At 64.2% G+C, this 24,115-nt stretch carries 28 protein-coding genes; 9 read left to right on the forward strand and 19 right to left on the reverse strand.

The window, feature by feature from the left end:
- Positions 1–191 precede the first annotated feature (191 nt).
- Positions 192–941, reverse strand: coding sequence for a 3-hydroxybutyrate dehydrogenase (locus tag AB4Y81_RS14905; RefSeq protein WP_018780360.1), 750 nt, complete (start codon positions 939–941; stop codon positions 192–194).
- A 4-nt stretch (positions 942–945) separates the two neighbouring features.
- Positions 946–2,337: an MFS transporter gene (locus AB4Y81_RS14910; RefSeq protein WP_026267518.1), complete on the reverse strand. Its 1,392-nt coding sequence runs from the start codon at positions 2,335–2,337 to the stop codon at positions 946–948.
- 137 nt (positions 2,338–2,474) lie between these two features.
- Between AB4Y81_RS14910 and AB4Y81_RS14915 the strand changes: the two genes are divergently transcribed.
- Positions 2,475–3,371 carry a LysR family transcriptional regulator gene (locus tag AB4Y81_RS14915; RefSeq protein WP_441996171.1) on the forward strand — a complete coding sequence of 299 codons (897 nt, stop codon included), beginning with the start codon at positions 2,475–2,477 and terminating at the stop codon, positions 3,369–3,371.
- An 87-nt stretch (positions 3,372–3,458) separates the two neighbouring features.
- Here the strand turns inward: AB4Y81_RS14915 and AB4Y81_RS14920 are convergent, their stop codons facing one another.
- From AB4Y81_RS14920 to AB4Y81_RS14945, 6 genes are all read right to left on the reverse strand, one after another.
- Positions 3,459–4,319: an ABC transporter ATP-binding protein gene (locus AB4Y81_RS14920; protein WP_441996172.1), complete on the reverse strand. Its 861-nt coding sequence runs from the start codon at positions 4,317–4,319 to the stop codon at positions 3,459–3,461.
- Positions 4,316–5,404, reverse strand: a complete 1,089-nt coding sequence (gene fepG, locus AB4Y81_RS14925) for an iron-enterobactin ABC transporter permease (RefSeq protein ID WP_416429844.1) — start codon at positions 5,402–5,404, stop codon at positions 4,316–4,318. Before fepG ends, AB4Y81_RS14920 begins: the two co-directional genes overlap by 4 nt.
- Positions 5,401–6,471, reverse strand: coding sequence for a Fe(3+)-siderophore ABC transporter permease (locus tag AB4Y81_RS14930; protein WP_416429845.1), 1,071 nt, complete (start codon positions 6,469–6,471; stop codon positions 5,401–5,403). Before AB4Y81_RS14930 ends, fepG begins: the two co-directional genes overlap by 4 nt.
- A 15-nt stretch (positions 6,472–6,486) precedes the next feature.
- A complete protein-coding gene (locus AB4Y81_RS14935; RefSeq protein ID WP_416429846.1) occupies positions 6,487–7,368 on the reverse strand; it encodes a siderophore-interacting protein in 882 nt (293 codons plus the stop codon).
- Positions 7,365–8,318 (reverse strand): ABC transporter substrate-binding protein, encoded by a 954-nt coding sequence (locus AB4Y81_RS14940; protein ID WP_275777544.1) that lies wholly within the window; start codon positions 8,316–8,318, stop codon positions 7,365–7,367. Before AB4Y81_RS14940 ends, AB4Y81_RS14935 begins: the two co-directional genes overlap by 4 nt.
- 123 nt (positions 8,319–8,441) lie before the next feature.
- Positions 8,442–9,278, reverse strand: a complete 837-nt coding sequence (locus AB4Y81_RS14945; RefSeq protein WP_210078210.1) for a helix-turn-helix domain-containing protein — start codon at positions 9,276–9,278, stop codon at positions 8,442–8,444.
- A 40-nt stretch (positions 9,279–9,318) separates the two neighbouring features.
- Here AB4Y81_RS14945 and AB4Y81_RS14950 point away from each other — a divergent pair, with 40 nt between their 5' ends.
- Positions 9,319–11,088 carry an ABC transporter ATP-binding protein gene (locus tag AB4Y81_RS14950; protein ID WP_441996173.1) on the forward strand — a complete coding sequence of 590 codons (1,770 nt, stop codon included), beginning with the start codon at positions 9,319–9,321 and terminating at the stop codon, positions 11,086–11,088.
- Complete coding sequence (locus AB4Y81_RS14955) at positions 11,085–12,857, forward strand: ABC transporter ATP-binding protein (RefSeq protein ID WP_416429849.1); 1,773 nt, start codon at positions 11,085–11,087, stop codon at positions 12,855–12,857. The genes AB4Y81_RS14950 and AB4Y81_RS14955 overlap by 4 nt, the downstream gene beginning before the upstream one ends.
- Positions 12,858–12,859: 2 nt before the next feature.
- Here AB4Y81_RS14955 and AB4Y81_RS14960 read toward each other — a convergent pair whose 3' ends face one another.
- A complete protein-coding gene (locus AB4Y81_RS14960) occupies positions 12,860–13,735 on the reverse strand; it encodes a spermidine synthase (protein ID WP_416429850.1) in 876 nt (291 codons plus the stop codon).
- Positions 13,736–13,853: 118 nt separating this feature from the next.
- On the opposite strand from AB4Y81_RS14960, the gene AB4Y81_RS14965 reads away from it, so the two are divergent.
- On the forward strand, positions 13,854–14,006 hold the full coding sequence (locus AB4Y81_RS14965; RefSeq protein WP_018778877.1) for a hypothetical protein: 153 nt from the start codon (positions 13,854–13,856) through the stop codon (positions 14,004–14,006).
- Positions 14,007–14,013: 7 nt separating this feature from the next.
- Here AB4Y81_RS14965 and AB4Y81_RS14970 read toward each other — a convergent pair whose 3' ends face one another.
- From AB4Y81_RS14970 to AB4Y81_RS14980, 3 genes are read right to left on the reverse strand one after another with little or no spacing between them, the layout of a single operon-like run.
- Positions 14,014–14,511: a GNAT family N-acetyltransferase gene (locus tag AB4Y81_RS14970; RefSeq protein WP_416429851.1), complete on the reverse strand. Its 498-nt coding sequence runs from the start codon at positions 14,509–14,511 to the stop codon at positions 14,014–14,016.
- The gene (locus AB4Y81_RS14975) at positions 14,512–15,183 is read right to left on the reverse strand and encodes an O-methyltransferase (protein WP_039239359.1); all 672 of its coding nucleotides are present in this window, start codon (positions 15,181–15,183) and stop codon (positions 14,512–14,514) included.
- Between the two features lie 40 nt (positions 15,184–15,223).
- Positions 15,224–15,556: a thiamine-binding protein gene (locus tag AB4Y81_RS14980; protein ID WP_055977396.1), complete on the reverse strand. Its 333-nt coding sequence runs from the start codon at positions 15,554–15,556 to the stop codon at positions 15,224–15,226.
- A gap of 91 nt (positions 15,557–15,647) precedes the next feature.
- Here AB4Y81_RS14980 and AB4Y81_RS14985 point away from each other — a divergent pair, with 91 nt between their 5' ends.
- Positions 15,648–16,277 carry a TetR/AcrR family transcriptional regulator gene (locus AB4Y81_RS14985; protein ID WP_018778881.1) on the forward strand — a complete coding sequence of 210 codons (630 nt, stop codon included), beginning with the start codon at positions 15,648–15,650 and terminating at the stop codon, positions 16,275–16,277.
- 95 nt (positions 16,278–16,372) lie between these two features.
- A complete protein-coding gene (locus tag AB4Y81_RS14990) occupies positions 16,373–16,912 on the forward strand; it encodes a DUF5684 domain-containing protein (protein ID WP_416429853.1) in 540 nt (179 codons plus the stop codon).
- On the opposite strand, the gene AB4Y81_RS14995 is transcribed toward AB4Y81_RS14990, so the two are convergent.
- From AB4Y81_RS14995 to AB4Y81_RS15010, 4 genes are read right to left on the reverse strand one after another with little or no spacing between them, the layout of a single operon-like run.
- A complete protein-coding gene (locus AB4Y81_RS14995) occupies positions 16,909–17,220 on the reverse strand; it encodes an AzlD domain-containing protein (protein WP_018778883.1) in 312 nt (103 codons plus the stop codon). The two genes, AB4Y81_RS14990 and AB4Y81_RS14995, sit on opposite strands and share 4 nt — an antisense overlap.
- Positions 17,217–18,005, reverse strand: a complete 789-nt coding sequence (locus AB4Y81_RS15000; protein WP_441996174.1) for an AzlC family ABC transporter permease — start codon at positions 18,003–18,005, stop codon at positions 17,217–17,219. Before AB4Y81_RS15000 ends, AB4Y81_RS14995 begins: the two co-directional genes overlap by 4 nt.
- The gene (locus tag AB4Y81_RS15005; RefSeq protein WP_018778885.1) at positions 18,002–18,436 is read right to left on the reverse strand and encodes a DoxX family protein; all 435 of its coding nucleotides are present in this window, start codon (positions 18,434–18,436) and stop codon (positions 18,002–18,004) included. The genes AB4Y81_RS15000 and AB4Y81_RS15005 overlap by 4 nt, the downstream gene beginning before the upstream one ends.
- A 52-nt stretch (positions 18,437–18,488) precedes the next feature.
- On the reverse strand, positions 18,489–19,376 hold the full coding sequence (locus AB4Y81_RS15010) for a glycerophosphodiester phosphodiesterase (RefSeq protein WP_275777527.1): 888 nt from the start codon (positions 19,374–19,376) through the stop codon (positions 18,489–18,491).
- A gap of 50 nt (positions 19,377–19,426) precedes the next feature.
- Here AB4Y81_RS15010 and AB4Y81_RS15015 point away from each other — a divergent pair, with 50 nt between their 5' ends.
- Both AB4Y81_RS15015 and AB4Y81_RS15020 read left to right on the forward strand, forming a co-directional pair.
- Positions 19,427–20,782 carry a DUF445 domain-containing protein gene (locus AB4Y81_RS15015; protein WP_441996175.1) on the forward strand — a complete coding sequence of 452 codons (1,356 nt, stop codon included), beginning with the start codon at positions 19,427–19,429 and terminating at the stop codon, positions 20,780–20,782.
- Between the two features lie 61 nt (positions 20,783–20,843).
- Entirely contained in the window at positions 20,844–21,281 is a 438-nt protein-coding gene (locus AB4Y81_RS15020; protein WP_018778888.1) for a VOC family protein, read from the forward strand.
- A 46-nt stretch (positions 21,282–21,327) separates the two neighbouring features.
- Here AB4Y81_RS15020 and AB4Y81_RS15025 read toward each other — a convergent pair whose 3' ends face one another.
- From AB4Y81_RS15025 to AB4Y81_RS15035, 3 genes are read right to left on the reverse strand one after another with little or no spacing between them, the layout of a single operon-like run.
- Entirely contained in the window at positions 21,328–22,101 is a 774-nt protein-coding gene (locus AB4Y81_RS15025) for a biotin-dependent carboxyltransferase family protein (protein ID WP_441996176.1), read from the reverse strand.
- A 39-nt stretch (positions 22,102–22,140) separates the two neighbouring features.
- The gene (locus tag AB4Y81_RS15030; protein ID WP_018778890.1) at positions 22,141–22,890 is read right to left on the reverse strand and encodes a LamB/YcsF family protein; all 750 of its coding nucleotides are present in this window, start codon (positions 22,888–22,890) and stop codon (positions 22,141–22,143) included.
- Entirely contained in the window at positions 22,874–23,710 is an 837-nt protein-coding gene (locus AB4Y81_RS15035) for a hypothetical protein (RefSeq protein WP_441996177.1), read from the reverse strand. Before AB4Y81_RS15035 ends, AB4Y81_RS15030 begins: the two co-directional genes overlap by 17 nt.
- A 196-nt stretch (positions 23,711–23,906) precedes the next feature.
- Here AB4Y81_RS15035 and AB4Y81_RS15040 point away from each other — a divergent pair, with 196 nt between their 5' ends.
- Positions 23,907–24,071 carry a hypothetical protein gene (locus AB4Y81_RS15040; protein ID WP_018778892.1) on the forward strand — a complete coding sequence of 55 codons (165 nt, stop codon included), beginning with the start codon at positions 23,907–23,909 and terminating at the stop codon, positions 24,069–24,071.
- Positions 24,072–24,115 lie beyond the last annotated feature (44 nt).

The following is a 24,115-nucleotide window of genomic DNA, read 5'->3' on the forward strand; positions in this document are numbered from 1 at the left end:
AACCCCCGAGGACATCCGCCTGGTCGCAGCGAAACTCAACCGCCGCCCCAGACCAACACTGAACCTCGAGACCCCAGCCAACCGGCTAAACCAGCTGCTACAAGCGGCCTAACCCCCAGCGTTGCTCCCACCAATTGACTTTGCCCGCGGAACATTGGCATTAACTGTCACTTCGCGGGGGCGAGGGAGTGCTACCTGGCCGACCACCCGCCGTCCATGGTGTAGCTCGCGCCGGTGACCATACCGGCGTCGTCGGAGGCCATCCAAGCTGCCAACGACGCAACTTCCTCCGGCTCCACCAACCGCTTCACCGCCGACTCCGTGAGCATCACCTTGGCCAGGACTTCGGCCTCGGGGATGCCATGGAGCCGGGCCTGGTCCGCGATCTGCTTCTCAACAAGGGGCGTGCGGACGTAGCCGGGGTTGATGCAGTTGGACGTGACACCGTGCTCACCGCCTTCCAAAGCAGTGACCTTGCTGAGTCCCTCAAGGCCGTGCTTGGCGGACACGTACGCGCTCTTGTAGGCCGAGGCCCGGAGCCCGTGGACCGAGGAGATGTTGATGATCCGGCCGAAGTTGTTGGCGTACATGTGCGGGAGGGCGGCCCGGATCAGGAGGAACGGCGCCTCCAGCATCAGGGCCAGGATCCGTCGGAACTCGGCTGGTTCGAACTCCTCGATCGGCGCGACCTTTTGGATGCCGGCATTGTTGACCAGGATGTCGCAGTCAAGGCTCAGCGCGGCCAACGCCTCAGTATCCAGCAGGTCCACCGTCCAGGCCGTGCCGCCCAGCTCGTCGGCGAGGGCCGCAGCTCCGGAGGCATCGACGTCGGCCACTACTACCTTCGCGCCGCGTGCGGCGAGCGCACGGGCACAGGCAGCCCCGATACCGCTCGCGCCTCCGGTTATCAGCGCTTTGCGTCCGTTCAAGGAGTTGTCCATCAGATCAGCCCTTCGAGGTAGCGGGTGCGGTGGTGAGTCCGTGCCTTACTGCGTCGGCCTCGTCCACCTCCTGGAGCGCGATGCCCTTGGTTTCCTTGAGTGAAATAACCGCGACGGCGGTAATCGCGCAGGCGACCACGAGGTAGATCGCTGTGGGAACCCATGAGCCGGTGTCCTTGAGCCACTGGGTTGCCAGCAGCGGAGCGAGTGATCCGGCGAAGATGGACGTGACCTGCGAGCCCAGTGAGACGCCGGAGTAGCGCATGCGGGTGGGGAAGAGCTCGGACATGATGGCCGGCTGACCGGCGTACATGAAGGCGTGCAGGCAGAGGCCGATGGTCACGGCGAGCACGATGATCACGGCGTTCTTGGTGTCGAACATGGGGAAGGCGAAGAACGGCCAGGTTGCACCGGTGATGGCGCCGATGAGGTACACGGGCTTGCGGCCCCACGAATCAACAAGCCGGCCGACCTGCGGAATGACCAGGAAGTGGATGACGTGGGCGATCAGGAGTGCCAGCAGGAGCGAGGACGTGTCGTACTTGTGGACGCTCTTGAGGTAGACGATCGCGAAGCTCACCACGAGGTAGTACATGATGTTCTCCGCGAAACGGAGTCCCATGGCCTGCAGGATGCCCTTGGGGTACTTGCGGATGACCTCGCCGACGCCGTAGCTGATGGCCTTGGACTCTTCCACCTGTGCCTTGGCTTCGAGGAAGATCGGGGCTTCGGTGACGTGGGTTCGGATGTAGTAGCCAACGAACACGATCACCGCGGAGAGCCAGAATGCAACGCGCCAGCCCCAGCCGAGGAACGCTTCGCTGCTCAGGGTGGTGGACATAACGAACAGGACCAGTGTGGCCAGGAGGTTGCCCACCGGCACAGCGGCCTGCGGCCACGAGGACCAGAAACCACGCGACTTGTTGGGGCTGTGCTCAGCTACCAGCAACACAGCGCCACCCCACTCGCCGCCGAGCGCGAAGCCCTGGATGAAGCGAAGTGCCACCAGCATGGCCGGCGCCCAGTACCCGATGTCCATGAAGCCGGGGAGGCAGCCCATCAGGAACGTCGAGACGCCCACGATCACGATGGTCAGCTGCAGCGTCGGTTTGCGGCCGAGCTTGTCGCCGATCTGGCCGAACACGATGCCACCCAGCGGCCGCGCGACGAAACCCACGGCGTAGGTGATGAAGGCCTGGATGATGCCGTCCAGTTCGTTTCCTGTGCTTGGGAAGAAGTACTTGCCGAAAACGAGCGTGGCGGCTGTGGCGTACAGGAAGAACTCGTACCATTCCACGACGGTGCCCACCATCGAGGCCGCGACGATCTTCTTCAGGCCGGAGCCTTTGCCGGCGTCTTTCCCTGCTCTTGATGCGGAGCGCTGCTCTACGCTCATATCCATCTCCTCAGTGTCCTCTTTGACCCTTTTGAACGTGATGTGATCCACAACACGAAATGCTCCACTGAGTATTGCCGCAGATTTGTTATGCCTCAATGACCAAAGAGGCACCACATGTGTGCAAAATTGCAGATATGAAGCCGAACCCCGACGACCTCCTCATCTTCCTTGCCGTCTCACGTTCAGGAAAGTTCACGACGGCGGCACAAGCCTTGGGGCTGAACCACACCACCGTTTCGCGCAGGATAGCGGCGCTGGAGAAAGCGTTGGGCGGCAGGGTCCTGGCGCGTGCGGCCGGTGGTTGGGAGGTGACGGAGTTGGGCGCCGAAGCGGTTCTGGTGGCGGAGCGGATCGAAGCTGCGGTGGGTGCGCTGGGACCCAGCGACCGCGCACCCGACCCCATTACCGGCGTCGTACGCATGACCGCGACGGACGGCTTCAGCGCCTATATTGCGGCACCAGCGGTGGCCCGTCTGCGGAGCTCGCACCCTGGTCTCAGCGTGGAGATTGTGACGGTGACGCGTCGGGCGTTGCAGCAGCGCTCGGGCCTGGACATCGAGGTGGTGGTCGGGACGCCGCAAGTGCACCGGGCTGAAGCGATCCGACTTGGCGAGTACCGGCTGGGAATGTACGCCTCCCGTGCCTATCTGAAAGACAACGGGACGCCTTCCAGCATCGAGGAACTGACGCAACACCAGCTGGTGTACTTCGTGGATTCCATGCTCCAGGTGGATGACCTGGACGCTCCCCGGAGGCTGGTTCCGACCATGCGCGACGGGCTGAGTTCAACGAACGTCTTTGTCCACGTCGAAGCAACCAGGGCCGGCGCCGGGGTGGGGTTCCTGCCGTGCTTCATGGCTGACCGGCACGCGGATCTGGTCAGGTTGCTGCCATCGGACTTCGCGGAGCTGCTCCCCTACTGGATGGCCCTCCGCCCGGACTCCATGCGCCGCCCCGCGGTAGCCGCCGTCGTGCAGGCTTTGCGGGAGGAGACGGAGAGCCGGCGGGAGGAGCTGCTGGGGGCGGGATGAGTCTCCGAGGTGGCAGCTAATGGCAATGTTTTCGCAAAACACTGTCATTAACTGCCGCTTCGCGGGTCGGGGGAATCAGCGGGGGAATCAGGACCCAAGCGGGATCACCAGCGGAGTGTGGCTCACGGGGTCGTCGATCACGAGGCACGGCAGGCCGAAAACGTGCTCCACCAACTCAGCTGTCACTACATCGGCGGGCCGGCCCTCGGCAACCACGGCGCCGTCCTTCATGGCGATGAGGTGCGTGGCGTAGCGGCAGGCGTGATTGAGGTCGTGCAGCACGGCCACCAGGGTGTTGCCTTCCCTGTTCAACCGCCGGAACAGTTCCAATAGCTCGATCTGGTGCGCGATGTCCAGGAACGTGGTGGGTTCGTCCAACAGGAGCAACGGGGTTTGCTGCGCCAACACCATGGCCACCCATACGCGTTGCCGCTGCCCGCCGGAGAGTTCGTCCACCAAACGCCCGGACAGCCCGGCAACGTTGGTGGCTTCCAGGGCTGCCACCACCGCGGCCTCGTCAGCCTCAGACCACTGGCGCAGCAGCTTCTGGTGCGGGTACCGGCCACGGGCTACGAGGTCCGCCACGGTGATTCCGTCGGGTGCAATGGAGGTCTGCGGCAACAAACCGAGGCGGCGCGCGACTTCCTTGGCCCCATAGGAGGAGATGCTCTTGCCATCCAAAAGCACCGACCCGGACGTCGGCTCCAGCAGCCGGGACAACGCCCGCAGCAACGTCGACTTACCGCAGGCATTCGGGCCCACGATCACCGTGAACCCGCCGTCCGGAATCCGCACGTCAAGCGCCTCGGACACCGAGCGTCCCGCGTAGCCGAGACTCACGCTCTCGGCGCTGAGGCGCGAAGCGAAGGGGCGGGCATCCGGCGCAAAATCAGAAACGGGATCAACCAACACATCAGTCACAACAGACTCCTTCAATTCTTCGCTCATTGCCGCTTCACCTCACGGGCAAGGAGCCACACGAGGTAGCAGCCGCCGATGCTGACAGTCACTACGCCTACCGGCAATTGCGTGGGCGCAAAGAGGTTCTGCGCCGCGATGTCGCTGGCCACCAACAGGAAAGCGCCCATGGCAGCCGACGGGACCAGGCCCACAGAGGCCGAGCGGGTGAGACGGCGCGCGAGTTGCGGTGCTGCCAGCGATACAAAGGCGATTGGCCCCGCGGCGGCGGTGACCATCGCCGTCAAAGCCACGCCAACCACTGCCAGAACCAGCCGCGAGCCTTCCAGCCGAACACCCAAGGCGCGGGCGGCGTCGTCGCCCATTTCCAACAGGCCCAGCCGCCTGCCGTAGAAAGACAGCACCACCAGCAGCACCCCGAACACGATCATCACCGGCAACACCTGGTCCCAGGTGATCTTGTTCAAGGAACCTGCACCCCAGACGGCTGCCGACATTGCCTGCTCCAGCGAGGCTTTGAGAATGAGCCAGGTATTTACCGAGGCCAACATGGCGCTCACAGCGATGCCCGCGATGATGAGTCGGAACCCCTGGATGCCCTTCTTGTAAGCGAACACGTACACCAGCGCGGCAGTCACCAGACCACCCACCAGAGCACCGGCCGACACCGCAAAGTAGCCGCCACCCATCAGCAGGATGACCACCAGCGCGCCCGTATAGGCGCCCGTGTTGAAGCCGATCACATCGGGGCTTCCCAGCGCGTTGCGGGTCAGCGACTGGAAGATTGCCCCGCTGACCCCCATGGCCGCCCCCAATAACAGGGCCAGGAGGACACGGGGCAATCTCCACTCCACCACCACCATGTGCACAGCGCCGCTGGATTGGCCCAGCAGCGCCGAAACAACGTCCGGTACCGCAACGCTGAACTCACCCAGGCCGAGGGCGACGACGGCGAGCGCCAGGGCGGCGGTAAGCAGGACGGCGGTGACAACCAAGGTCCGGACGTCGAGGCGAAGGGAGACGCGTCCGCCAAAGCGGCGGATAGCGATGGTCCGCCGGCCGAAGTCGACGGACGTCGCCTTCTCAAGGGGAAGCGCCTGGTCAAGGGATGTCACAGGGTGCTCACTTTCCGGCGCCGGATGAGCCAGATGAGGACGGGAGCGCCCACAAAAGCAGTAATGATTCCCACCTGCATTTCGCCGGGCCGGAGGACCAGCCTGCCAAGAATGTCGGACACCAGCAGCAGCACAGGCGAGAGCACCAAAGTGTAGGCCAGGATCCATCGTTGATCCGGACCAACGATCCAGCGGGCGACGTGTGGCACCATGAGCCCCACGAAGCCGATAGGTCCGGCGGCAGCGGTGGCGGCTCCGCAGAGCAGCGTGACCGCGATGATGGTCCAGATCCGGGTGCGCACGATGTTGGCACCGAGGGATCTGGCGGTGTCATCGCCCATGGACACAGCGTTGAGGGGACGGGCCATGCACAGCGCTATCAGCGTTCCCAGCAGGATGAACGGCGCCACGGAAGCCAATACTTCCCACGTGCGATTGCTCAACGTTCCAGCGCTCCAACTGCGCATACTGTCGAACACGGCCGGACGCAGGAGCGTGATGCCGGACGAAATGCCTCCGAGGACCGCGCCCAAGGCAACCCCGGCAAGGGTGAGGCGGAGCGGAGTGGTCCCACCCCTTCCCCGCGAACCGATGAAGTACACGGCCACCGTGGCAACGACCGCGCCAAGGAAGGAGAACCAGATGTACTGCTGGATGCTGGTGACGCCGAAGAGCGCTACCCCGAGGACCACGAAGAAGCCGGCGCCCGCGTTGACGCCCAGGATGCCGGGGTCCGCCAACGGGTTGCGCGTCAGGGCCTGGATCAGCGCGCCGGACAGGCCCAGGGCTACGCCCACCAGCACGCCGGTGACCGTCCGGGGCAGGCGAAGGTCGTGGATAATCACGTGTTCCGGCGAGCCGTCGTACGCGGTGATGGCGGGCCATAGACTCCCCGGGTCCACGTCCTTGGATCCCACCACAAGGCTCAGCCACAGGACCAGCGCCAGTGCACCGACTGCGGAAAGCAGCCCCAGGAGCCGATGCCTGTTGACAGCCGCCAAGGCCGCCGGCCGCAACGTGCCCGCTGAAACCGGCGCGGTTTCAGCGGGGGCTGATCGCAACTCCATGGTCCCGGCCGCCACTTATAGCCCCAGCAATTCGAACCTGGCGTCCTGCAGGTCCGCGATTTCCTCGTGGTCACGATTCCCGTTGGACCAGAGCTCGTCGAACCAGCGGCGGGTTTCGGCGTCGAGGTTTTCCCAGCGCTGTTCCCAAGCCTCGCTCTTGTCCGTCCAGTAGCCCATCAGCTTGTAGGACTCGGGCGTGAGCTTCTTCTCGTGCCGAAGATACTTGCGGATCCCCCGCAGCACCTTGGTCTCGCCGGCCACCCAGATGTAGCCGACACCGCCGGGCAGTTCCATCGACCGCAGGACCTCCTCCAGGCGGGATTGGCTGTGGCCGTTCCCGCCGTGGATCCAAGCGAGTTCGGTCCCGGCACCGAGGGTAATCTCCTGCTGGTGCGTGGCACGCTCAACCTCGATCAGCACCCGCGTTCGAACGCCGGGCGGCGTCTGCTCCACAAGCCGGGCCACAGCCGGAAGTCCGGTGGCGTCTGCCAGCAGGATCTGCCACTGCAGCCCTGCCGGCGGTTCGTACAGACCGGTCGGAGAGTTGAGTCCGACGACGTCCCCCACCTGGGCGCGCTGCGCCCAGGAAGCTGCCAGTCCGCCGTCGTGAACTACAAAATCAATGTCGACGGTGCCGGCGGCAGTATCCACTGACCGGACCGTGTAGGTCCGCATGGCGGACGGCTCGACGCCGGGCTCCCAGTCCCAGGAGTCGCCGGTGGAGATGGGAAGCCGCGCTTCCCGGGCACCCGGCTCGGGCAGGAAGACGCGGAGGTATTCGTCGCCGATTCCTGTGGTGTCAAAGCCGGCAAGGGCGGGTCCGCCGAAGGTAATCCGGATCATTCCGGGCGTGAGAAAGCGGGTTCCGACTACCTCGGCGCGGTAGATCCGCATCATGGCAGGAGGGCCTTTTCGATCTTCTCAAGCAGCGCATACTGGCCGCTGGGTGAGCCGTAAATCATTTCGAGGTCGTACGTATGGATCTCTTTGTTGGCTACGAACGGCAGCGAGGTCCAGAGCTTGTTTCCGGCAAGCGGAGCGAAAGCGTCCGGGTTGGCACCGTCCTTTTCGGGAACCTCGGTGGTGATGGCGACATCGATTCCCTTGAGCTGCTCCAGCTGCTCGGCGCTCAACTTGCTGCCCTCGCCATCAGCCAGGGGTGAGATCTTCAGGCCCAGGTCCTTGATCACCAGGCAGGGCGTTCCGTAGCAGCTGACAGAGACCTGGTCCTCGTAGTAGTCCACGGGGCCGACCACCAGGTTGTCCTTGCCGGCCGCAGCGAGACGCTTCTTCACGTCGTCAACCTTGGCCTGGTACTTGTCCATCCAAGCCTGGTACTGAGCCGTCTTGCCGAAGGCTTCGGCTACGGTCTTGAACTTGGTGCGCCAGTCGCTGCCGTCGAAACCGTTGAAGGTATAGGTCGGCGCGATGTCGGAGAGCTTCCCGTCCAGTTCCTTGTCGTAACCCAGGCCGTTCAGGATAACGTCGGGCTGGGCCTTGAGGATGGCCTCGAAATTGAACTCCGGGTAGTTGGTGAACGGCGTGATGCCCTCCAACGCTTTCTGGTCGAAGAAGTACGGGAAGCCCTTGTAGCCGCTGTCCCGGATGGGCTGCTGGCTGGCCAGCGGAATGCCGAGGGTGATCAGCATGTCCAAGTCTGTGGTGTACATGCCCAGCGCCTTCCTGGGCTCGGCGGGCATGACGACTTCTTTGACCTCGCTTTGGACCGTCCGGGTCTCCGATGACGCGCTGGCGTTGGCATCGGTGGTGGCGCAACCGCTCAGGAGCAAAGCTGCGGATGCCAGTGCCGCAACGGCGGCAGACATGGTTTTAGGGCGTGAAATCACTGCGGTCCTCTTGATTCTCAGGGGAGGCGGAGAGCTCCCGGTAGCGGCGCTGCTTTGTCATCCGGCCGCCGAAGTTAGGTATACCTACCCTAACAACGCACTCCTCGAAGAGACCGCCGGATTCTATTCGGAACCGGCCAAAGGCTGATGATTTCCGGCCTTCAGCGACGCCACGTACCAGCCAGGAGTGTGCCCCATCACCTTTCGGAACACCTGCACGAACGCGCTCGGATTGTTGTAACCCACACGCCTGCTGACCGACGACACCGGGTAGCCGGCCGCCAGCAAACCCAACGCCACGCGCACCCGGGCGTGGATCCGCCACTGGGCAAAGGTCATCCCGGTTTCCTTATGGAACAGCCGGGACAAGTTACGCACGCTGACGGCAACCACAACGCTCCACTCCTCCAACGAACGATCCAGGGCCGGATCATCAAGAAGCGCCCTGGCCATCAGTTCCAGCCGCGGATCGGTGGGCATGGGCAGCAGCATCGGCCGGGAATCAACGACCTCGAGCAGCCCCACCACAACATGCTCGGATCTCCGCCGGATGGAATCGTCCATGTCAAAGGTGCTCATGTGGCGCAGCAACTCCTGCGCGGCCGCGGGCACCGTGACAGCCACGGTTCGATGTGCCAGCGCGGGGGCCACCTGCGCATCAATGTGCGAGCAGTAAAAGCCCGTACCTTGCGTCGATTTCACCGCGTGCGCCACGCCCGCCGGGATCCATAGGCCCAGCGTCGAGGGGACCGCGAAGAACCCGTCGTCGGCTTCCACCGTGAGCACGCCGCGGGCACCCCAGAGCAGTTCATGGGTTTCGTGGACGTGTTCAGTCCAGGTAGCCGGCGTCGCGCACTCGAAGTATCCCGTATGGACACCACGGACATGCGGCGTGGAAAGGCTGCTGCCTGCTTCCACCGGCGGCGTATGTCCGGATTGCGATATAGCTTGGCGGGTCATCTGGCCTTCTCGAAGTTAGGTGAGCCTTACTATGGTAAGCATGCCTTCCAGTTCCGCTCTTCAGTCCTGCCCGCCCGGGCGCAACAAGCAAGCACCGTGGAAGGTATCCCGGATCTTCACGTTCGCCCTTTTTGCGAACGGCCGATGGAATTTGCTGCTGGGAGGCTGTGCCGGGCTCGCGCTGCACCAGGTCAGCGAGGCTTTGGTGCCGGCCACCATCGGCGCGGCGGTGGACAACGCCATCCAACCGAACGACGTCGCCGCCCTCCTTGGGTGGCTGGGCGCCCTGGCCGTGGTCTTCGTGGTCCTGGCGCTCTCGTGGCGGCTCGGGACGCTGGCCACTGAGCGCTCCTTCAACTACGGCTCCCACGACCTCCGCCAACTCGTCGTGGAACGAAACCTTCACCCCCGCGGCATGGCCAGCCGGCGAGCGCCCGGCGAAATCGTCGCCATCGCGTCCTCCGACGCCGACAGGGTTGCAGGACTTTCCTGGCTGATCAGTGGTGGCCTGGCTGCCGTGGCCGGGCTGGTCACCTCCGCCGTCACGCTGCTGCTGATCTCCGTGCCCTTGGGGCTTGCCGTCCTCCTGGCGACCCCGGTGATGCTGCTCGTCATGCACCACCTCACCAAACCGCTGGAAAACCGCAGCGACGCTGAACAGTCCACGGCCGCGCGGGCAGGAGCCCTGGCGACGGACTTCATTACCGGTTCCCGCCCCTTGAAGGGCCTCGGCGCCGAGGACGCAGCCATCACCCGGTACCGCTCCGCGAGCCGGGTCTCGTTGGCTTCGGCGCTGAAAGCCATCCGCGCCAAGTCCGCCTACACAGGCGCCGGCACCGCCCTCTCTGCGGCGTTCCTGGCCGGCATCGCCTTCTTCGCGGCCTGGTTTGCCCTCCAGGGGACAATCTCCGTGGGTCAATTGGTGGCGGTTGTTGGCGTGGCCCAATTCGTCCAGGGACCCATGACCTGGCTCGGGTTCCTGAGTGTGGAACTGGCTCAAAAGCGTGCCTCCGCGGCGCGGATCGCGGCCGTATTGGAGGAACCGGCCGCAGTGCCGGCCCCCGAACAGTCCGGCTCACGTGAGCCGAAAGAGCGCACGACGCCGGACGACCGGTCCGCGGCGACCAGCGCCCCGCTGCTCGAAATCCACAGCGGCGCAGCAGACAGCACCTTGCCCGCCTTCACGGCGTCAGCCGGAGAAATCGTGGGGATCGTCCTCCCCGACAGCACGCAGGCGAGGCAGTTGGTGGACACCCTTGGCGTCCGCGTACCCACCCCGTCTGGCCTCATCTCCATTGATGGCCAGGATGCCGCCGGGCTCGACCCCGGCCACATCCGCTCGCAGGTCTTTGCCGACAACCACGATGGTGTCCTGTTCCGGGGCAGTGTCCGCGAAAACGTCGCGGCACCCGCCGCCCAACTGGAGGAACGCGCCATGGCCGCTGCCGCCGTCGGGGACTTTGTGTCCGGGCTGCCCGACGGCACCGAAACCGTCCTGACCGGTCATGGCCAGAGCCTCTCCGGCGGCCAGCGGCAACGGCTGGTACTGGGCCGCTCACTGCACCAGCCGCAACCGGTACTGGTCCTGCACGACCCCACCACCGCCGTCGATACCGCCACGGAAGCCGTGATCGCCGACGGCCTGCGGAACTTCCCCGACAAGGCGCTGGTCCTGGTAACAACCAGTCCCACGCTGCTGGCGGCGTGCCACCGCGTAGTCATGGCGGGTGCGGGCGGTCCGGCGGAAACAGGCACCCACCGCGAGCTTCTTGCCACCTCCGCCGGCTACCGCGAAGTGGTGGGTTCATGAGCATCGAAATTCTTCCCATAGCCTCTCCCCGTGAAACACGGAAGGCCATGTGGCGCCTGTTGGCTCAGCGTCCGGGCAGGCTCACGTTGACCATCCTGGTCTTGCTGGCAGCATCCTGCTGCGGGCTCGCGGCTCCGGCAATCCTGGGCATGATGGTCAATATTGCGGCGACGGGTGGAGACGTCCTGTCTTTGCTGTGGCTGGCCGTTTCCTTGTTGGTGGCCGGTGGCTTGGGAGCACTCCTGGGGATTCTGGGACAGAATCTCCTGGCCCGGATCTGCGAGGAAGCGTTGGCAGGACTGCGCGAGGACGTGTTTGCAGCAGCAGTCCGCAAGCCGCTGGCACAACTGGAAAAGGCAGGGATTGGCGACGTCGTTGCGCGGGTTTCCGGCGACGTGGAGGCCGTCAGCGAGGCCATCTCCCGCGTGCTGCCCGCGTTTACCAGCGCAGCGTTCACCATTGCCGTGACACTGTTTGGCCTGGGCGTGATCGACTGGCGGTTCGCCGTCGCCGTGCTGGTTGCGGCACCCTTGCAGGTCATCACGTTGCGCTGGTTCCTCAAACGGACCGCCCCCATCTATCGGACGGTCCGGATCACCGAGGCCAACCGGACCGAGCAGATCATCGAGACCGTCCACGGTTCGGCGTCTGTCGTGGCGCTGGGACTGGCAGAACGCCATGCCGATCTTGTGGCGGCAGCCTCCCGGGAAAACATCGGCCATTCGTTGCGCGGGGTTGGCTACCTGACCCGCTTCTACAACCGCCTCAACCTGGCCGAGCTCATTGGGCTGTCCGCCGTTTTGCTGGTGGGGTTCTGGCTACACGCCGAGGGCGCGGTAACCATTGGGGCAGCGACGGCAGCGGCACTGTATTTCTACCGGTTATTCGATCCGATTGGCCTGGTCCTGGGGCAGTTCGACGAGCTCCAGAAGGCAGCCGCGGGCCTGGGCCGGATGTTCGGGCTGACGCAATCCGCGGGGCCGGCTGCTCCCCCGGACCGGACCAAGCCTGACGGCACCGCCCCGGAAAAGGACGCCGGAATCGTCTTGGACGATGTCTCCTTCGCCTACCCCGGCCAGCGTCCCGCGCTCAACGGAGTGTCCCTCACAATCAAACCCGGCGAACGTGTGGCCATCGTGGGAACGTCAGGGGCAGGCAAGACCACACTGGCCAAGGTCATCATGGGCTTGGAACAACCCCAACGCGGGACCGCCCTGGTGGGGGGCCTCAATTCCGCCAGCGCCCACCCCGCGGAGCTGCATCAACGCATTGCCATGGTTAGCCAGGAAGTGCATGTCTTCTCCGGCACCCTCGCCGAGGACCTCAGGCTCGCCAAGCCGAACGCTTCCCCTGCGGAATTGCGGCAGGTCCTGCACACGGTAGGGGCCACTTGGAGTGAAACGCTCGACGACGGACTGGAGACTCCCGTAGGTGCCGGAGGCCACCAGCTCACCCCCGAGCAGGCGCAACAAGTAGCCCTTGCACGGCTCCTGCTCAAGGACCCGCCGATCGCCGTTCTGGACGAAGCGACGGCGGAGGCAGGAACGGGTTCGGCAACCATGCTTGACCAGGCCGCGGAAGCTGCCCTGGCAGGCAGAACGTCCGTGGTGATCGCGCACCGGCTGTCGCAGGCCGCCTCCGCGGATACGGTGGTGGTGATGGAGCACGGAAGGCTTGTTGAGTCCGGTCCGCACCAGGAATTGTTGGCCCACGGCGGCCGGTATGCCACCCTATGGGAGGCTTGGAACAGCTCCTTGAGCCGGGGGTAACGTCACTCGGCAGGAGGATCGTGCCGCACCGGGGTTCCGGCTGCGAAGGCCCGAACCTTGGCATCGTCCCAAATGTGGGCCGGCACGCCGCCGCCCAGCAACTTGCGCGCCAGGGTGGGGTCATCGCCGAAAGGAACGTGGCTGCCGGCCATGATCATGTTGCCGTACCGGCGCCCTTTGAGCATGGCCGGATCCGCGATGATCATGGTGTGCTCGAAGGTGTCGGCGATAGTAGCGGCATCTGCCCGGGCATTCTTCAGGTCCGGCGCATCCCCTGAGTTGACCACATACAGTCCGTCAGCGGCGAGTACGGCATCGGCATGGGCCGTGAACTCCCGAGTGGTCAGGGCACGTGGCGTGAAGGCTCCCGCGAAGACATCGCGGATGATGAGGTCGCGGGTATCCGGAGTGAGGGACTCTGTGACTTCCCGGGCTTCTCCCACGCGGATCCTCAGCAACGGCGCCTTGGGCAGATCGAACCAGCCACGGACGTAGTCGGCCAGCTTGCCGTCAAGCTCCACAACCACCTGCCGCGCTTCGGGGTACGCCGAGTGGAAGTACCGCGCCATGGAGCACGCCCCACCGCCCAGATGGAGTGCACGCAGCTTGGGCTTGTACTCCCTGGGCCATCGGGATTCCACCAGGGCCGCAATCCACCGCATGTACTCGAAGTCCAGGAACAGGGGGTCCGCGAGGTCGATATGGGAGCTCATGACGCCGTTGATTTTCAGCAGCCAGCCGTTGGAGTTGTCCTGGTCCTGCAGCAATTCGCAGTCGCCGGTATCGATGTAATAGACGCCTGCCACCGGGCCGTCAGGACGGGTGCCGGAAGGCACCTCGACGACTCCCGCCGTCGACCTTTTTCCGCGTTTCGCCACTATTGCCGCCCTGCCTGATCCATGGTTCCAGCCTAGTGGAGTGCAGTGTTACCCGATTCAGTCACATCAGTAGTAAGGATACTTACAATTTGGCTCCGCTGAGCCATATGATCGCTACATGGAACTTGGAGCATCGGTATGGGCGGAGGTACTGACCGCAGCAGTGGCGTGGCTGACGGTGGTCTGCCTCCTGCTCGCGCGGGTGCCCAAACCGCCGGGCCTGCTCGACTCGCCGCTGGACATGGACCAGCCCGAGGAGAGCGAGCGCTGACTCAGGATCAGATGCCGGGGCGTGCCATCCGATGCTCCGGGAGCGAGTACCACGATGGGTCGCACAACTGGCGCTTGCCGTCAGGGACGAACCCGTTGCGGCGGTAGAAAGCCTGGGCCCGCGGATTGTCGTCCAGGACCCACAGGTAAGCCGGAGCGTCCCCGATCAAGGCGTCCACCAGCGCCTGTCCAACTCCCCTCCCGTGGATCCGTTCCAAGGTGTAAAGCATGAACAATTCCGTATCGCACGGGCGGTCCTCGTGGTTGCCCTGACCAGCTGCTCCGAGCCCCACCAGGTCGCCATCGGGGCCGAAAGCCAGCATCCTTGCATGGCCCGCGGCGATTGACTCCTCGTACTTGTCGATGCGTTGGGGCAATCCTGCTTCCTGTTTGGCAAAGAACTCATCGGGCAGGAGCCGTCCATAGCTCTCGCGCCATGACTGGAGGTGCATCACGGCCATGGCCCGGGCATCGTCCACCGTTGCAGGGCGAAGCGTGAAGTCCACCTATCGCACCCGCGCGATCGCGAAGCCGTCCCAGCCCTTGCTCCCTACCGTCTGGATGGCCGTGGCATCCAGACGCGGATCCTGCCCCATCATTTCCAGCGCCTTTACGATTCCGGGAGCGTTGGTCTCGTCCCGCCCGGGCTCCAGGATGGCACCGTCCCAGATCACGTTGTCCATCACGATCACCGTGCCGGGGTGACCCAGCCGGATGGCCCAGTCGAGGTAATTGGCGTCGTTTTCCTTGTCCGCATCAATGAACACAAAGTCGAACGCCTCCTGGCCTGCAAGCGTCGGAAGCGTGTCCAGGGCCGCACCCACCCGGATGTCCACCTTGTGGCCAACGCCGGCAGCATCCAGGTTGGCGCGTGCAACATCGGCGTGCTTCCGGAGGTATTCGCACGTAACGATCCTGCCGTCATCAGGCAGTCCCTGGGCCATCCACATACTGCTGAACCCAGCCAGCGTTCCGATCTCCAGCACACGCCTGGCCCCCGACATCTGCACCAGCATCCTCAGCAGCTTGCCAGCGTTTGGCGCTACCTCGATGGCAGGCATCCCGGCCTCCATGGCGGAAGCCACCGCGCGCTGGTGGGCAGGTTCGGGATGCACGACGACGTCCGTCAGGTACCGTTCGACGTCCACCCAGCCGGGTTCGGTCACGTGTTCAATCATGGCCCCCAGTCTGGCACTGACCGCCCGCCGGGGAAAGCATCTACTCCGAAGCGGAGATGGCGTCTTCCAGGCGCTCCACCTTGCCGGTCAGCTCGCCGCTGTAACCAGGGCGGATGTCCGCCTTGATGACCAGCGAGACGCGGCTGCCATAGCGCCCGACCGCCTCGGTGGCCCGTTTGACGACGTCGAAAACTTCGTCCCATTCGCCTTCGATGGTGGTGAACATGGAGTCCGTCTGGTTGGGCAATCCGGACTCGCGGACGATCTTCACGGCGGCAGCAACGGCGTCGTGCACGGAGGCGTCAGGGGTGGGTCCACCGTTGGCGGCGGAAGCGGGCTGGCCCGAAGGGGCAACTGAGAATGCAAGCAACATGAATCCAGTGTTTCATGTGCCGGTTTGTCATATAACAACCTACTCCCGCGTAACAACAGGCCTGAACGCCTGCGTTGCTACCCTGACAAGCATGGAACAGCCCTCTGAACGCAAGCCCCTCAGGGCAGACGCCGCACGCAACGTAGACAAGATCATTACCGCCGCCCGGCAGTGCTTCCGTGAATTCGGTCCTGACGTGCCCCTGCAAACCATTGCCGCCACCGCTGGAGTTGGCCCCGCAACGTTGTTCCGCAACTTCTCCGACAAAGAGCAATTGGTCCTCGCCGCACTGTCGCGTCAATTGCGCCAGCACGTGGACCCCGTGGCCGCTGCGGCAGCGGACGGCATGGACGCCGCCGAAGGCCTCATCAACGTCATCGACGCCGTGATGCGGGTTGCCAGCGAAGATGCCAATCTGCTTGACGCCGTCGCCGGCCGCCGTGGGCTACTCATGGGCATCACGGGCGGGCTCATCGGGTCCATGGCCACACTTTTGGAACGCGGCCAGGGCCAGGGATCGCTGCGCAAGGACATCACTATCGAAGACATGGTCAGGCTGGTGGCCATGCTAATAGGGGCAGTGGACACCATGGAACCGGGATCCGAAGCCTGGAAGCGTCCTGTGGCCCTGATCGAGGACGCTATCCGGACAGAACGCCCCTCGCGTCCCCTGCCGGAACAGTCGGGCATCCCCGGAGTGACGCTCACCGAAGGCGCCTGAAGCCCCTCCGCGGCTTCCAGGGCCCGGCCCGTTCCTTGGCCCATGGTGAGTCCTGCCCATCGCGGGGCCGAAGACGTGACCGTATCGTCTACCGTATGAATATTCCCCTGAGCTCATACTCTTCCAGCGGAGCAGGATCCGCTGGCACGGCCGGCCTCGCCCTGCTGTTCATGCTGATCTACTTCGCCGTGATCTTCGCGATCGTTGGTGTGCTCTACATGGGAATCTTCACCAAGTCCGGCCGACCGGCCTGGGCCGCCTTCGTCCCTGTCTACAACGGGATCAAACTGCTCGAGATCGCCGGGCGCCCCTGGTACTGGTACTTGCTGTTCCTCATCCCGTTCGCCGGGATCTACTTCAGCATCGTGGCCCTGAACGACCTCGCCAAGAGCTTCGGGAAAGACGCCGGCTACACGGTGGGGCTTGTCCTGCTTCCGGTGGTCTTCGTGCCCATGCTTTCGTACGGCTCAGCTCAATACCTCGGACCGGCAGCCGGCCGACAGTTCATGGCGTACCCGCCGGCATATCCCCCGGTTTACGGCCAGCAGCAGGGCTACGGCCAAGTACCGGGTTACGGACAGCCGCCTGTCCAGGGTCATCCCGGACAATACCCAGCGGACCAGCAGTACCGCTAGCCCCAGCCCAGCAGCCGCAGCAATGCAGCGGCTGCTGCGCCCGAAATGACAACAACCAGGAACGGCGCACGAAGCAGTAGTGCGACGGCGGCAGCCACCAGGGCGCCGATCCGCGCGTCGAGAACCAGGCCCTGGCCGGACGCCACAGCGTTCACCACCGTGAGGGAGGCGAGCAGCCCGATGGTCATGGTTCCGGCCACGTGCATGATGCGGGGGTTGTCCAACAGCTTGGCGGGCACAAAGTAGCCCACCAGTTTGGTGAGATAAGCCAAGGCGCAGGCGATGAGGATCCACAGCCAGAGGTTCACTCCGCACCCCCATTTCCGTGATGATCTTTGCTGTGCTGATTCTTATCTCGCCGGCGAGTCTCCGCGTAGGGATCCAGATCCGGCTCAAGCCCTTCATCCATGCGCGAGTGGCTGAACCAGCCGATCACGCCTGCCACCACGGCCGCAACGAGAATAGGGACGCCGGACGGCACGAAGGGCACAGCCAGCACTGTAGCCAAGGCGCATGCTGCGGCAATCGCCCAGGGTTGGCGCCCTTTGAGCCGGGGCCACAGAAGCGCCAGGAAAGCCGCAACGGCAGCACCATCCAAACCCCACTGCTTCGGGTCGCCCATGGCATCGCCTGCCAAGGCTCCAACCGCCGTGAAGATATTCCACAAGATGAATATGCCAATACCCGCGGTCCAGAACCCGCGGGCTTGTTCGCCGGGATCGGACTGGCCGGAAGCTGTGGCAGTCGATTCGTCAATGGTGATGTGGGCGGAGACGTAACGCTTCCAGCCCCGTGGACGCAGCATGGCGTTGATCTGCATTCCGTAGATTCCGTTGCGCAACCCCAGCAGGGCGCTGGCAGTCATCGCGGCAACACCTGAGCCTCCACCCGCCACCACGCCGATGAACGCAAACTGGGATCCACCGCTGAACAGCAGAAGGCTCAAGACCATGGTTTGCCAGAAATCAAAACCTGATGCCACGGAGAGGGCCCCGAAAGATACGCCATACAAGCCCGTCGCAATGCTCAGGGACAGCGCGATCTTGAAGGCCGGTGACTCCTTCAGCTTCGCGGGAGCGGAACCGCCACTCATTTCCGGAGACTCCACGACCAAAGGATGAGGGGAAGTTGCAGCGGCAGGCGGAGTGTGTGGATACGGCGCTCTTTCTTCGTGCCAGTCGGACCGTAGGCTCGACGCAAGGCATCAATATGTCCTGCAAGGAATGCAGTGAACATGGCGGTAGTCGCGTCGGCGGCAACCTTGCGCGTGGCAGGGACCAGCAGTCCGACGGCGACTGCGGCCTCCAGCAGGCCGGAAGACGCAATCCATTCCTCGCGGGACATAACTGCCAGGGGGCCGTTCGGGCGGCTCCCCGGCTCATCCTTGCGGCACAGGTAGTCCGGCACCACAGGCTTGTAGAACGAAGGCGTGCGGAAGTGCTTCACAGCGCTGGTCAGGAGCAGTGCGCTCAGGGCGACTGCGGAAGTCGTACGGGTTGCTTGGGCTGACCAGCGAAAAGGCATGAGACCACTCAATCACAAGCGGAGTGGCCCCCAAAGCCGGAGCTACGCCGGTCTAGTTGGACACCATCAACTGGGCGAGTACCTGCGCCGGCTTGTTGGTGGTGATCTCCTGGATGCCGAGGCCTTGGCACAGGGCAACATCCTTTTCGGAGTCCACAGTCCACACCCTGAACGTGCGCCCGGCTTCCAACCAGCGCTGAACGTTCCGTGCGTGCTCGCGCACATAGTCGATCCCCGGACCGGCGATGCCCACCTGTCCTTCGTCCAGGACACGTTCGGCATCCTCCTGGGCTGCTTTCATGACATTGGCCACGGCACCGCCGGTAAGGAAGCCCAGCCCGAGTTCCTGCCGTATTTCCTGCACTGTGAAGTCATCCACCAACTGGCAAATGTGGCGCCCTGGAACCGATTGGAGCAACCGCTGCACGGAGTCGGAGTCAAAGCTCATGAACGAGATTTGTATATTCTCCAGCCGTGATTCTTCGGCGGACCAGCCTTCCTGCTCCAGGACTGCGATGACCCGCTCCTCAAGCTTGAGCCCGTAAGGACTGGGATGCTTGAGTTCGATTGCCAGACCAATTTCCCGTCCCGCTCCCCGGAGGATGTCCAGCAGTTCCGGCAGGGTAAGGAACTGGTCTGCCACTCCCCCATAGGCGTCCGGAATGCGCGCGCCTTTCCAGGAAGAGAAGTCCAAGGACCTGAGCTCCTCCAGGGTGTGTTCCGAGACAGGTCCCGTGCCTGTGGAGGTGCGGTCGAGGTTGGCGTCATGCAGGAGGACCACGTGTTGGTCACGGGTCAGGTGGACGTCGCACTCCACACCGTCGGCGCCGTCGGCGATGGCCTTCAAGTACGCCGCACGGGTGTGCTCGGCGAACGCGGCACTGGCACCCCGGTGGGCGTAGACCTTCGGGCGGAACGGGGCGAAGTCGTCGCTAGTCATGCAGACACGGTAGCCCACACCGCCGTCCCAACGGGGGCTACGCTGGGCTAATGCAGGTGAACTCTGAGCGAATCCCAACTGAAGACGTCACCACCCCGGACCCACTGCCCACGCAGCCAAGTTCGACGACGACGCGCGGACGTACCGCCGTCGTCGATCTTTCCGCTGGTGAAAGGGAAAAGGCAGCCGCGCTGCTGCGGATGAAGCGCTTGGCGCTGGCCCTCCTCATTGCCATGGCAGTGATTTTCACGGTCGCTTTCGCGTTCCAGAAGCAATATCCGTGGCTGGAATATGTGCGTGCTGCGGCCGAAGGCGGCATGGTGGGTGCTTTGGCGGACTGGTTTGCCGTGACCGCGCTCTTCAAGTACCCAATGGGCCTGCGGATTCCGCACACGGCCATCATTCCGCGGCGCAAGGACCAGATCGGCGAATCGCTCAGTGAGTTCGTGGAGAGCAACTTCCTTTCACAGGAGGTTGTGCAGGAGAAACTGGCGAGCATCGATATCGCCCGTAAAGCCGGGCACTGGTTGTCCGCTCCCGGCGGCGCCGAACGCGTGGCCAAAGAGGGCGGCGCGGTGATCCGCGGCGCGTTTAAGGTCCTCAACGACGACGACGTGCAGGCGGTCATCGAAGGAATGGTCCGCAAGCACCTCCTCACTCCCCCGTGGGGGCCGCCCGTGGGCCGGATGGCGGAAAGGATCTTCGCTGATGGACACCACCACACGCTGGTGGACCTGCTGGTTGACCGCGCCGCAGACTGGGTTGATGCCAACCATTCAACTGTGAACCGGCTGGTGTCGGACCGCTCGCCCCTGTGGGTGCCGACCTTCGTTGACGGGCTGGTGGGAGACCGCGTGCACGTGGAACTTTCCAAGTTTGTCCGCGCAGTCCAGGCCGACCAGAATCACCAGGTCCGCCAGTCGATCGACGCGTACCTCACCGACCTTGCCCAGGATCTCCAGCATGATCCGGCAATGATAGAACGGGCGGAGAGCATCAAGGCGCAGATCCTGGGTGACCCCGAGGTCCGCGAACTTGCCTCCCGCACGTGGGGGACGGTCAAGACGGCACTGCTCAACGCCGTCGACGATCCCGACAGCGAACTGAGCCAGCGCTTCAAGAGCGCCGTGCGCGACTTCGGTACGCGCCTGGTCAACGACGACGAACTGGCGGGCAAGGTCAACACGTGGATCGGCGACGCCGCCGCTTACCTGGTGAACACGTACCGCTCAGACATAGCAGGCGTCATTTCGGACACCGTGGCGCGGTGGGATGCCGAGGAAACCTCGCAGAAGATCGAACTCCAGGTGGGCAAGGACCTTCAGTACATCCGCATCAATGGAACCGTTGTGGGCGCGCTGGCTGGCCTGGCGATCTTCACCGTGGCCCATTTGCTCTTCGGCTAAGGACCCTTCGGCCTGAATGGCGGCTCTGGAGCTATCCAGCGTGCCTTGGTACGTTCAACGCATGCCTATCAAACTTGAAAACGTCGGGATTGCCGTCCGGGATCTTGAAGCAACAATCGCGTTCTTCACCGACCTTGGCCTCACAGTGTTGGGCCGCGACACGGTCAGCGGCGAATGGGCCGACACCGCCGTGGGGCTCGACGGCAACCACGCCAAGATCGCGGTACTCCAAACCCCCGACGGCCATGGCCAGTTGGAGCTTTTCGAATACCTCCACCCGGATGCGATCGAAACGAGCCCGACCCTTCCCAACGAGATCGGCATGCACCGGGTCGCCTTCTCCGTTGACGACATCGATGCCTCCCTCGAAATCGCGGCCAAGCACGGATGCACCCCTTTACGCGGTGTTGCCAACTACCAGGACATCTACAAATTGACGTACCTCCGTGGGCCCAGCGGCATCCTCGTCATGCTGGCCCAGCAAGTGAAGAAGGACTGACGCTCGGGCACGTTGTTGGGTGTCTCGTCACCGGGGCCCCGATCCGCTAACCCAGCAGATGCACCATCTGCCCCGGTCTGGCTTGGCCTATCAGGTCAATATCCTCATCCCGCACGACGGCAATAACAGGGGACTTAGCGGTGGCGGGCCGGTCGGCAAGTGCAATCACCGGAAGGCCCGACGCCGGCAACACCACCGAGCCTGCCGTCAACGGTTGGGCCTCGGGTGCCGGAGCCGAAGCCACCTCGAGTGGCCGGCCCGCCAGCCGCGCACCGACCCGGTCCGACTCAGGCGAGAGAATCCACGGTTCCGTGGTCAGGCGATGCCACAACCCGGCGTCGTAGTTGGGGACGCGGGCTCCGCGGCTGATCCGGGCGACCACCGGCCGTTCCGGATCCAAAGCGCGGCGGGCTGTCTGGTGGATCTGTGGGAAACCATGTCCCTGTGCCTTGCCAAATGACAGTGCGGCACCGGCTTGGAGTGCCCCGCGGCCCGTGAATCCGCCCTGCACGGCAACGTAGTACCGGATTCCGAACTTGGCCGGACCGAAGGACAGCACTGCTCCGGGAGCCACCCGGACGGGCTTGTTCAGCGGCAGCTCTTCGCCGTTGAGGGTCACGACGCCCTCGGCACCAGTCACTGCAACGGCGGAGCCTGTCACGAAGCGGAGTTTGAGCCCACCCACCAGCACCTCCAGACCGGGCGCTGTGGCGGAATTACCCAACAAGGCGTTGGCAAGGTTCATGGACGCGCGGTCCAGGACATGCTCCGGCTCAAGCACCAGGCTTGAGGACCCGGGATCCACCACTACTGCGCCCATGCAACCTCCCAACCCATGAATTCTGCCGTCCAACCAGAATCAGGCGAACGCCTCAATGCCCACGCCGGCGCTTTCAAGGCCCTCGCGAACCGCGGTCGCCATCGTTACCGCTCCCGGCGTATCGCCGTGGATGCACAGCGAATCCGCTTGGACAGGCACAACCGAGCCGTCAATGGCCACTACTTCCCGACGTGTTGCCAGCCGCACGGCCTGTGCCACGACTGCAGCGGTGTCGTGCAGCACGGCGCCTTCCTGCGTGCGGGGAACCAGCGTTCCGTCCGGCAAGTACGCCCGGTCCACGAACGCTTCGCGGAAGACAGGGTGTCCTGCTTCCTCGGCCAGGGTGATCCAGGCCGAGTCCGGCAGGCCCAATACGGGAAGCCCGGGATCGTAGGCGTGGACGGCCGCGACCACGGCCTCGGCCTGCTCGGCGTCCCGGACGATTCTGTTGTACAGGGCGCCATGCGGCTTCACGTAGTCCACCGAGGCTCCTACCGCGTGGGCCATGCCGTCCAGGGCTCCCAGCTGGTACAGCACATCGCCGAACAGTTCGTCGAAGGTCATGTCCAGGGAACGCCGGCCAAACCCTGCCAGGTCCCGGTATCCGACGTGCGCTCCTACGCGAACATCGAGTTCAAACGCCGCACGGCAGCTGTCCAGCATGGTGAGGGGGTCGCCGGCATGGAATCCGCAAGCGACATTCGCGCTGCTCACGATGCGGAACATCGAGGCGTCGTCGCCCATGGTCCAGGAGCCGAAAGACTCCCCCAGATCAGCGTTCAGATCCACTATTGCCGCCTTCCAGTATCGGGTTGTCCGCAGGGGTCGATTTCCCGGCAATGTTTTTGGGTGCGTTGGGAAGCAGTTCCCCTGGAATGGTGTCCGGCAAGGGGCCAAATGCTTCCTTGGCAGTTGACACAACGGCCCGCCCCATCATCATGTTTCCGGCACCGCCCACCACTGCGCCAATGCCAAACGGCAGTGCGCGGCCAAGGAACGCAGACCCTTGCCGCTTTATCAGGTTCTTGAGGAACGCCCGCTGGATGGCGTCCCGGACGACTCCAAAGCCGCTGCCCGGGATCTTCTTGGTCAGGGTTTTCCCCCAGGCATTTGTGACGCCCATTCCCCGTCCCAGTGAATGCCCGCTGAGCGCGCCGAGCATGGATGTGCCTTCTTCACCCAACATGATGGCCATGACCATAGTCTGGGCCCGGACAGGGTCAGTGAGCCGGATGCCATGGAGTTCTGCCAAGGACGACGCGTACAGCGCGGTGGTTTCCAGGAAACCCGCGGTCGCCAGGGCTGAGAGTCCCAGCGATGCTGCAGTTCCAATTCCAGGCACGACGGCGGTGGCGCCCACCGCTGCACCGCCACCTGAAATGGCGAACAGGTAGTGGCGCTCGAGTTTGGCGGCAAGCTGCGCCGGGGAATCGTTGGGGTGCCTTCGCTGAAGCCTGCGAAGGTTCGCCAGGACCAGGGGACGCTGGACCTCCACTGCCTTCAGGAGCACGTTGTGCACTCCTTGCTTGGTGTTGCCTTCGGCATCGAAGACTGCGTTGTGTGCTGTCTCCTGGGCGATTTTCACCGCCGGGTTGGGTCGCTTGGGCATGTTCACCTCTCCTTGGCAGCTCTGATTGTTCAGGGAACTGATGGTTTCAGCCTATGCCACACTCCAACGTCGCATGGGCCGTTTTGTGCCGTTTGTGGATACTATTCCGCGCAGAGCGGACCCCGTTTTCAGCCTTCCGCGGCGTAGACTGAGTTCACTCACGGAAGCAGTCCAAGAAGGACAGGGAGTATCCGTCATGACCGCCCCGGACAAGAACGAGCACCTCGACCGGCACCACACCGACGCCCCGGCAGAGGGTGAAACCGAAGGCTGGGTTCCGCACGACACCGGCCTGCACAGCCAGGAGCCGGCGGAGGGTCCGGACATCGACGACGACGTCCCGCCGTCGGGCGCTTCTTGACCTGACGTCTCCCCTCGCCGGCGGCTGGACCGCCTTACGCAGCG

It is taken from the genome of Paenarthrobacter sp. TAF1, from assembly GCF_052113825.1.
Classification (GTDB): Bacteria; Actinomycetota; Actinomycetes; order Actinomycetales; family Micrococcaceae; genus Arthrobacter; species Arthrobacter nicotinovorans.

Coding starts and splice junctions, on each gene's coding strand:
- AB4Y81_RS14980 (WP_055977396.1), bottom strand. CDS start 15,556: ATGTTGCTTGCATTCTCAGTTGCCCCTTCGGGCCAGCCCGCTTCCGCC.
- AB4Y81_RS15020 (WP_018778888.1), top strand. CDS start 20,844: ATGCCTATCAAACTTGAAAACGTCGGGATTGCCGTCCGGGATCTTGAA.
- AB4Y81_RS14920 (WP_441996172.1), bottom strand. CDS start 4,319: ATGAGCGAAGAATTGAAGGAGTCTGTTGTGACTGATGTGTTGGTTGAT.
- AB4Y81_RS14950 (WP_441996173.1), top strand. CDS start 9,319: ATGCCTTCCAGTTCCGCTCTTCAGTCCTGCCCGCCCGGGCGCAACAAG.
- AB4Y81_RS14905 (WP_018780360.1), bottom strand. CDS start 941: ATGGACAACTCCTTGAACGGACGCAAAGCGCTGATAACCGGAGGCGCG.
- AB4Y81_RS15025 (WP_441996176.1), bottom strand. CDS start 22,101: ATGGGCGCAGTAGTGGTGGATCCCGGGTCCTCAAGCCTGGTGCTTGAG.
- AB4Y81_RS15015 (WP_441996175.1), top strand. CDS start 19,427: ATGCAGGTGAACTCTGAGCGAATCCCAACTGAAGACGTCACCACCCCG.
- AB4Y81_RS14955 (WP_416429849.1), top strand. CDS start 11,085: ATGAGCATCGAAATTCTTCCCATAGCCTCTCCCCGTGAAACACGGAAG.
- AB4Y81_RS14985 (WP_018778881.1), top strand. CDS start 15,648: ATGGAACAGCCCTCTGAACGCAAGCCCCTCAGGGCAGACGCCGCACGC.
- AB4Y81_RS14910 (WP_026267518.1), bottom strand. CDS start 2,337: ATGAGCGTAGAGCAGCGCTCCGCATCAAGAGCAGGGAAAGACGCCGGC.
- AB4Y81_RS15035 (WP_441996177.1), bottom strand. CDS start 23,710: ATGCCCAAGCGACCCAACCCGGCGGTGAAAATCGCCCAGGAGACAGCA.
- AB4Y81_RS15010 (WP_275777527.1), bottom strand. CDS start 19,376: ATGACTAGCGACGACTTCGCCCCGTTCCGCCCGAAGGTCTACGCCCAC.
- AB4Y81_RS14915 (WP_441996171.1), top strand. CDS start 2,475: ATGAAGCCGAACCCCGACGACCTCCTCATCTTCCTTGCCGTCTCACGT.
- AB4Y81_RS14965 (WP_018778877.1), top strand. CDS start 13,854: ATGGAACTTGGAGCATCGGTATGGGCGGAGGTACTGACCGCAGCAGTG.
- AB4Y81_RS14945 (WP_210078210.1), bottom strand. CDS start 9,278: ATGACCCGCCAAGCTATATCGCAATCCGGACATACGCCGCCGGTGGAA.
- AB4Y81_RS15005 (WP_018778885.1), bottom strand. CDS start 18,436: ATGCCTTTTCGCTGGTCAGCCCAAGCAACCCGTACGACTTCCGCAGTC.
- AB4Y81_RS15040 (WP_018778892.1), top strand. CDS start 23,907: ATGACCGCCCCGGACAAGAACGAGCACCTCGACCGGCACCACACCGAC.
- AB4Y81_RS14930 (WP_416429845.1), bottom strand. CDS start 6,471: ATGGAGTTGCGATCAGCCCCCGCTGAAACCGCGCCGGTTTCAGCGGGC.
- AB4Y81_RS14990 (WP_416429853.1), top strand. CDS start 16,373: ATGAATATTCCCCTGAGCTCATACTCTTCCAGCGGAGCAGGATCCGCT.
- AB4Y81_RS14935 (WP_416429846.1), bottom strand. CDS start 7,368: ATGATGCGGATCTACCGCGCCGAGGTAGTCGGAACCCGCTTTCTCACG.
- AB4Y81_RS15000 (WP_441996174.1), bottom strand. CDS start 18,005: ATGAGTGGCGGTTCCGCTCCCGCGAAGCTGAAGGAGTCACCGGCCTTC.
- AB4Y81_RS14975 (WP_039239359.1), bottom strand. CDS start 15,183: ATGATTGAACACGTGACCGAACCCGGCTGGGTGGACGTCGAACGGTAC.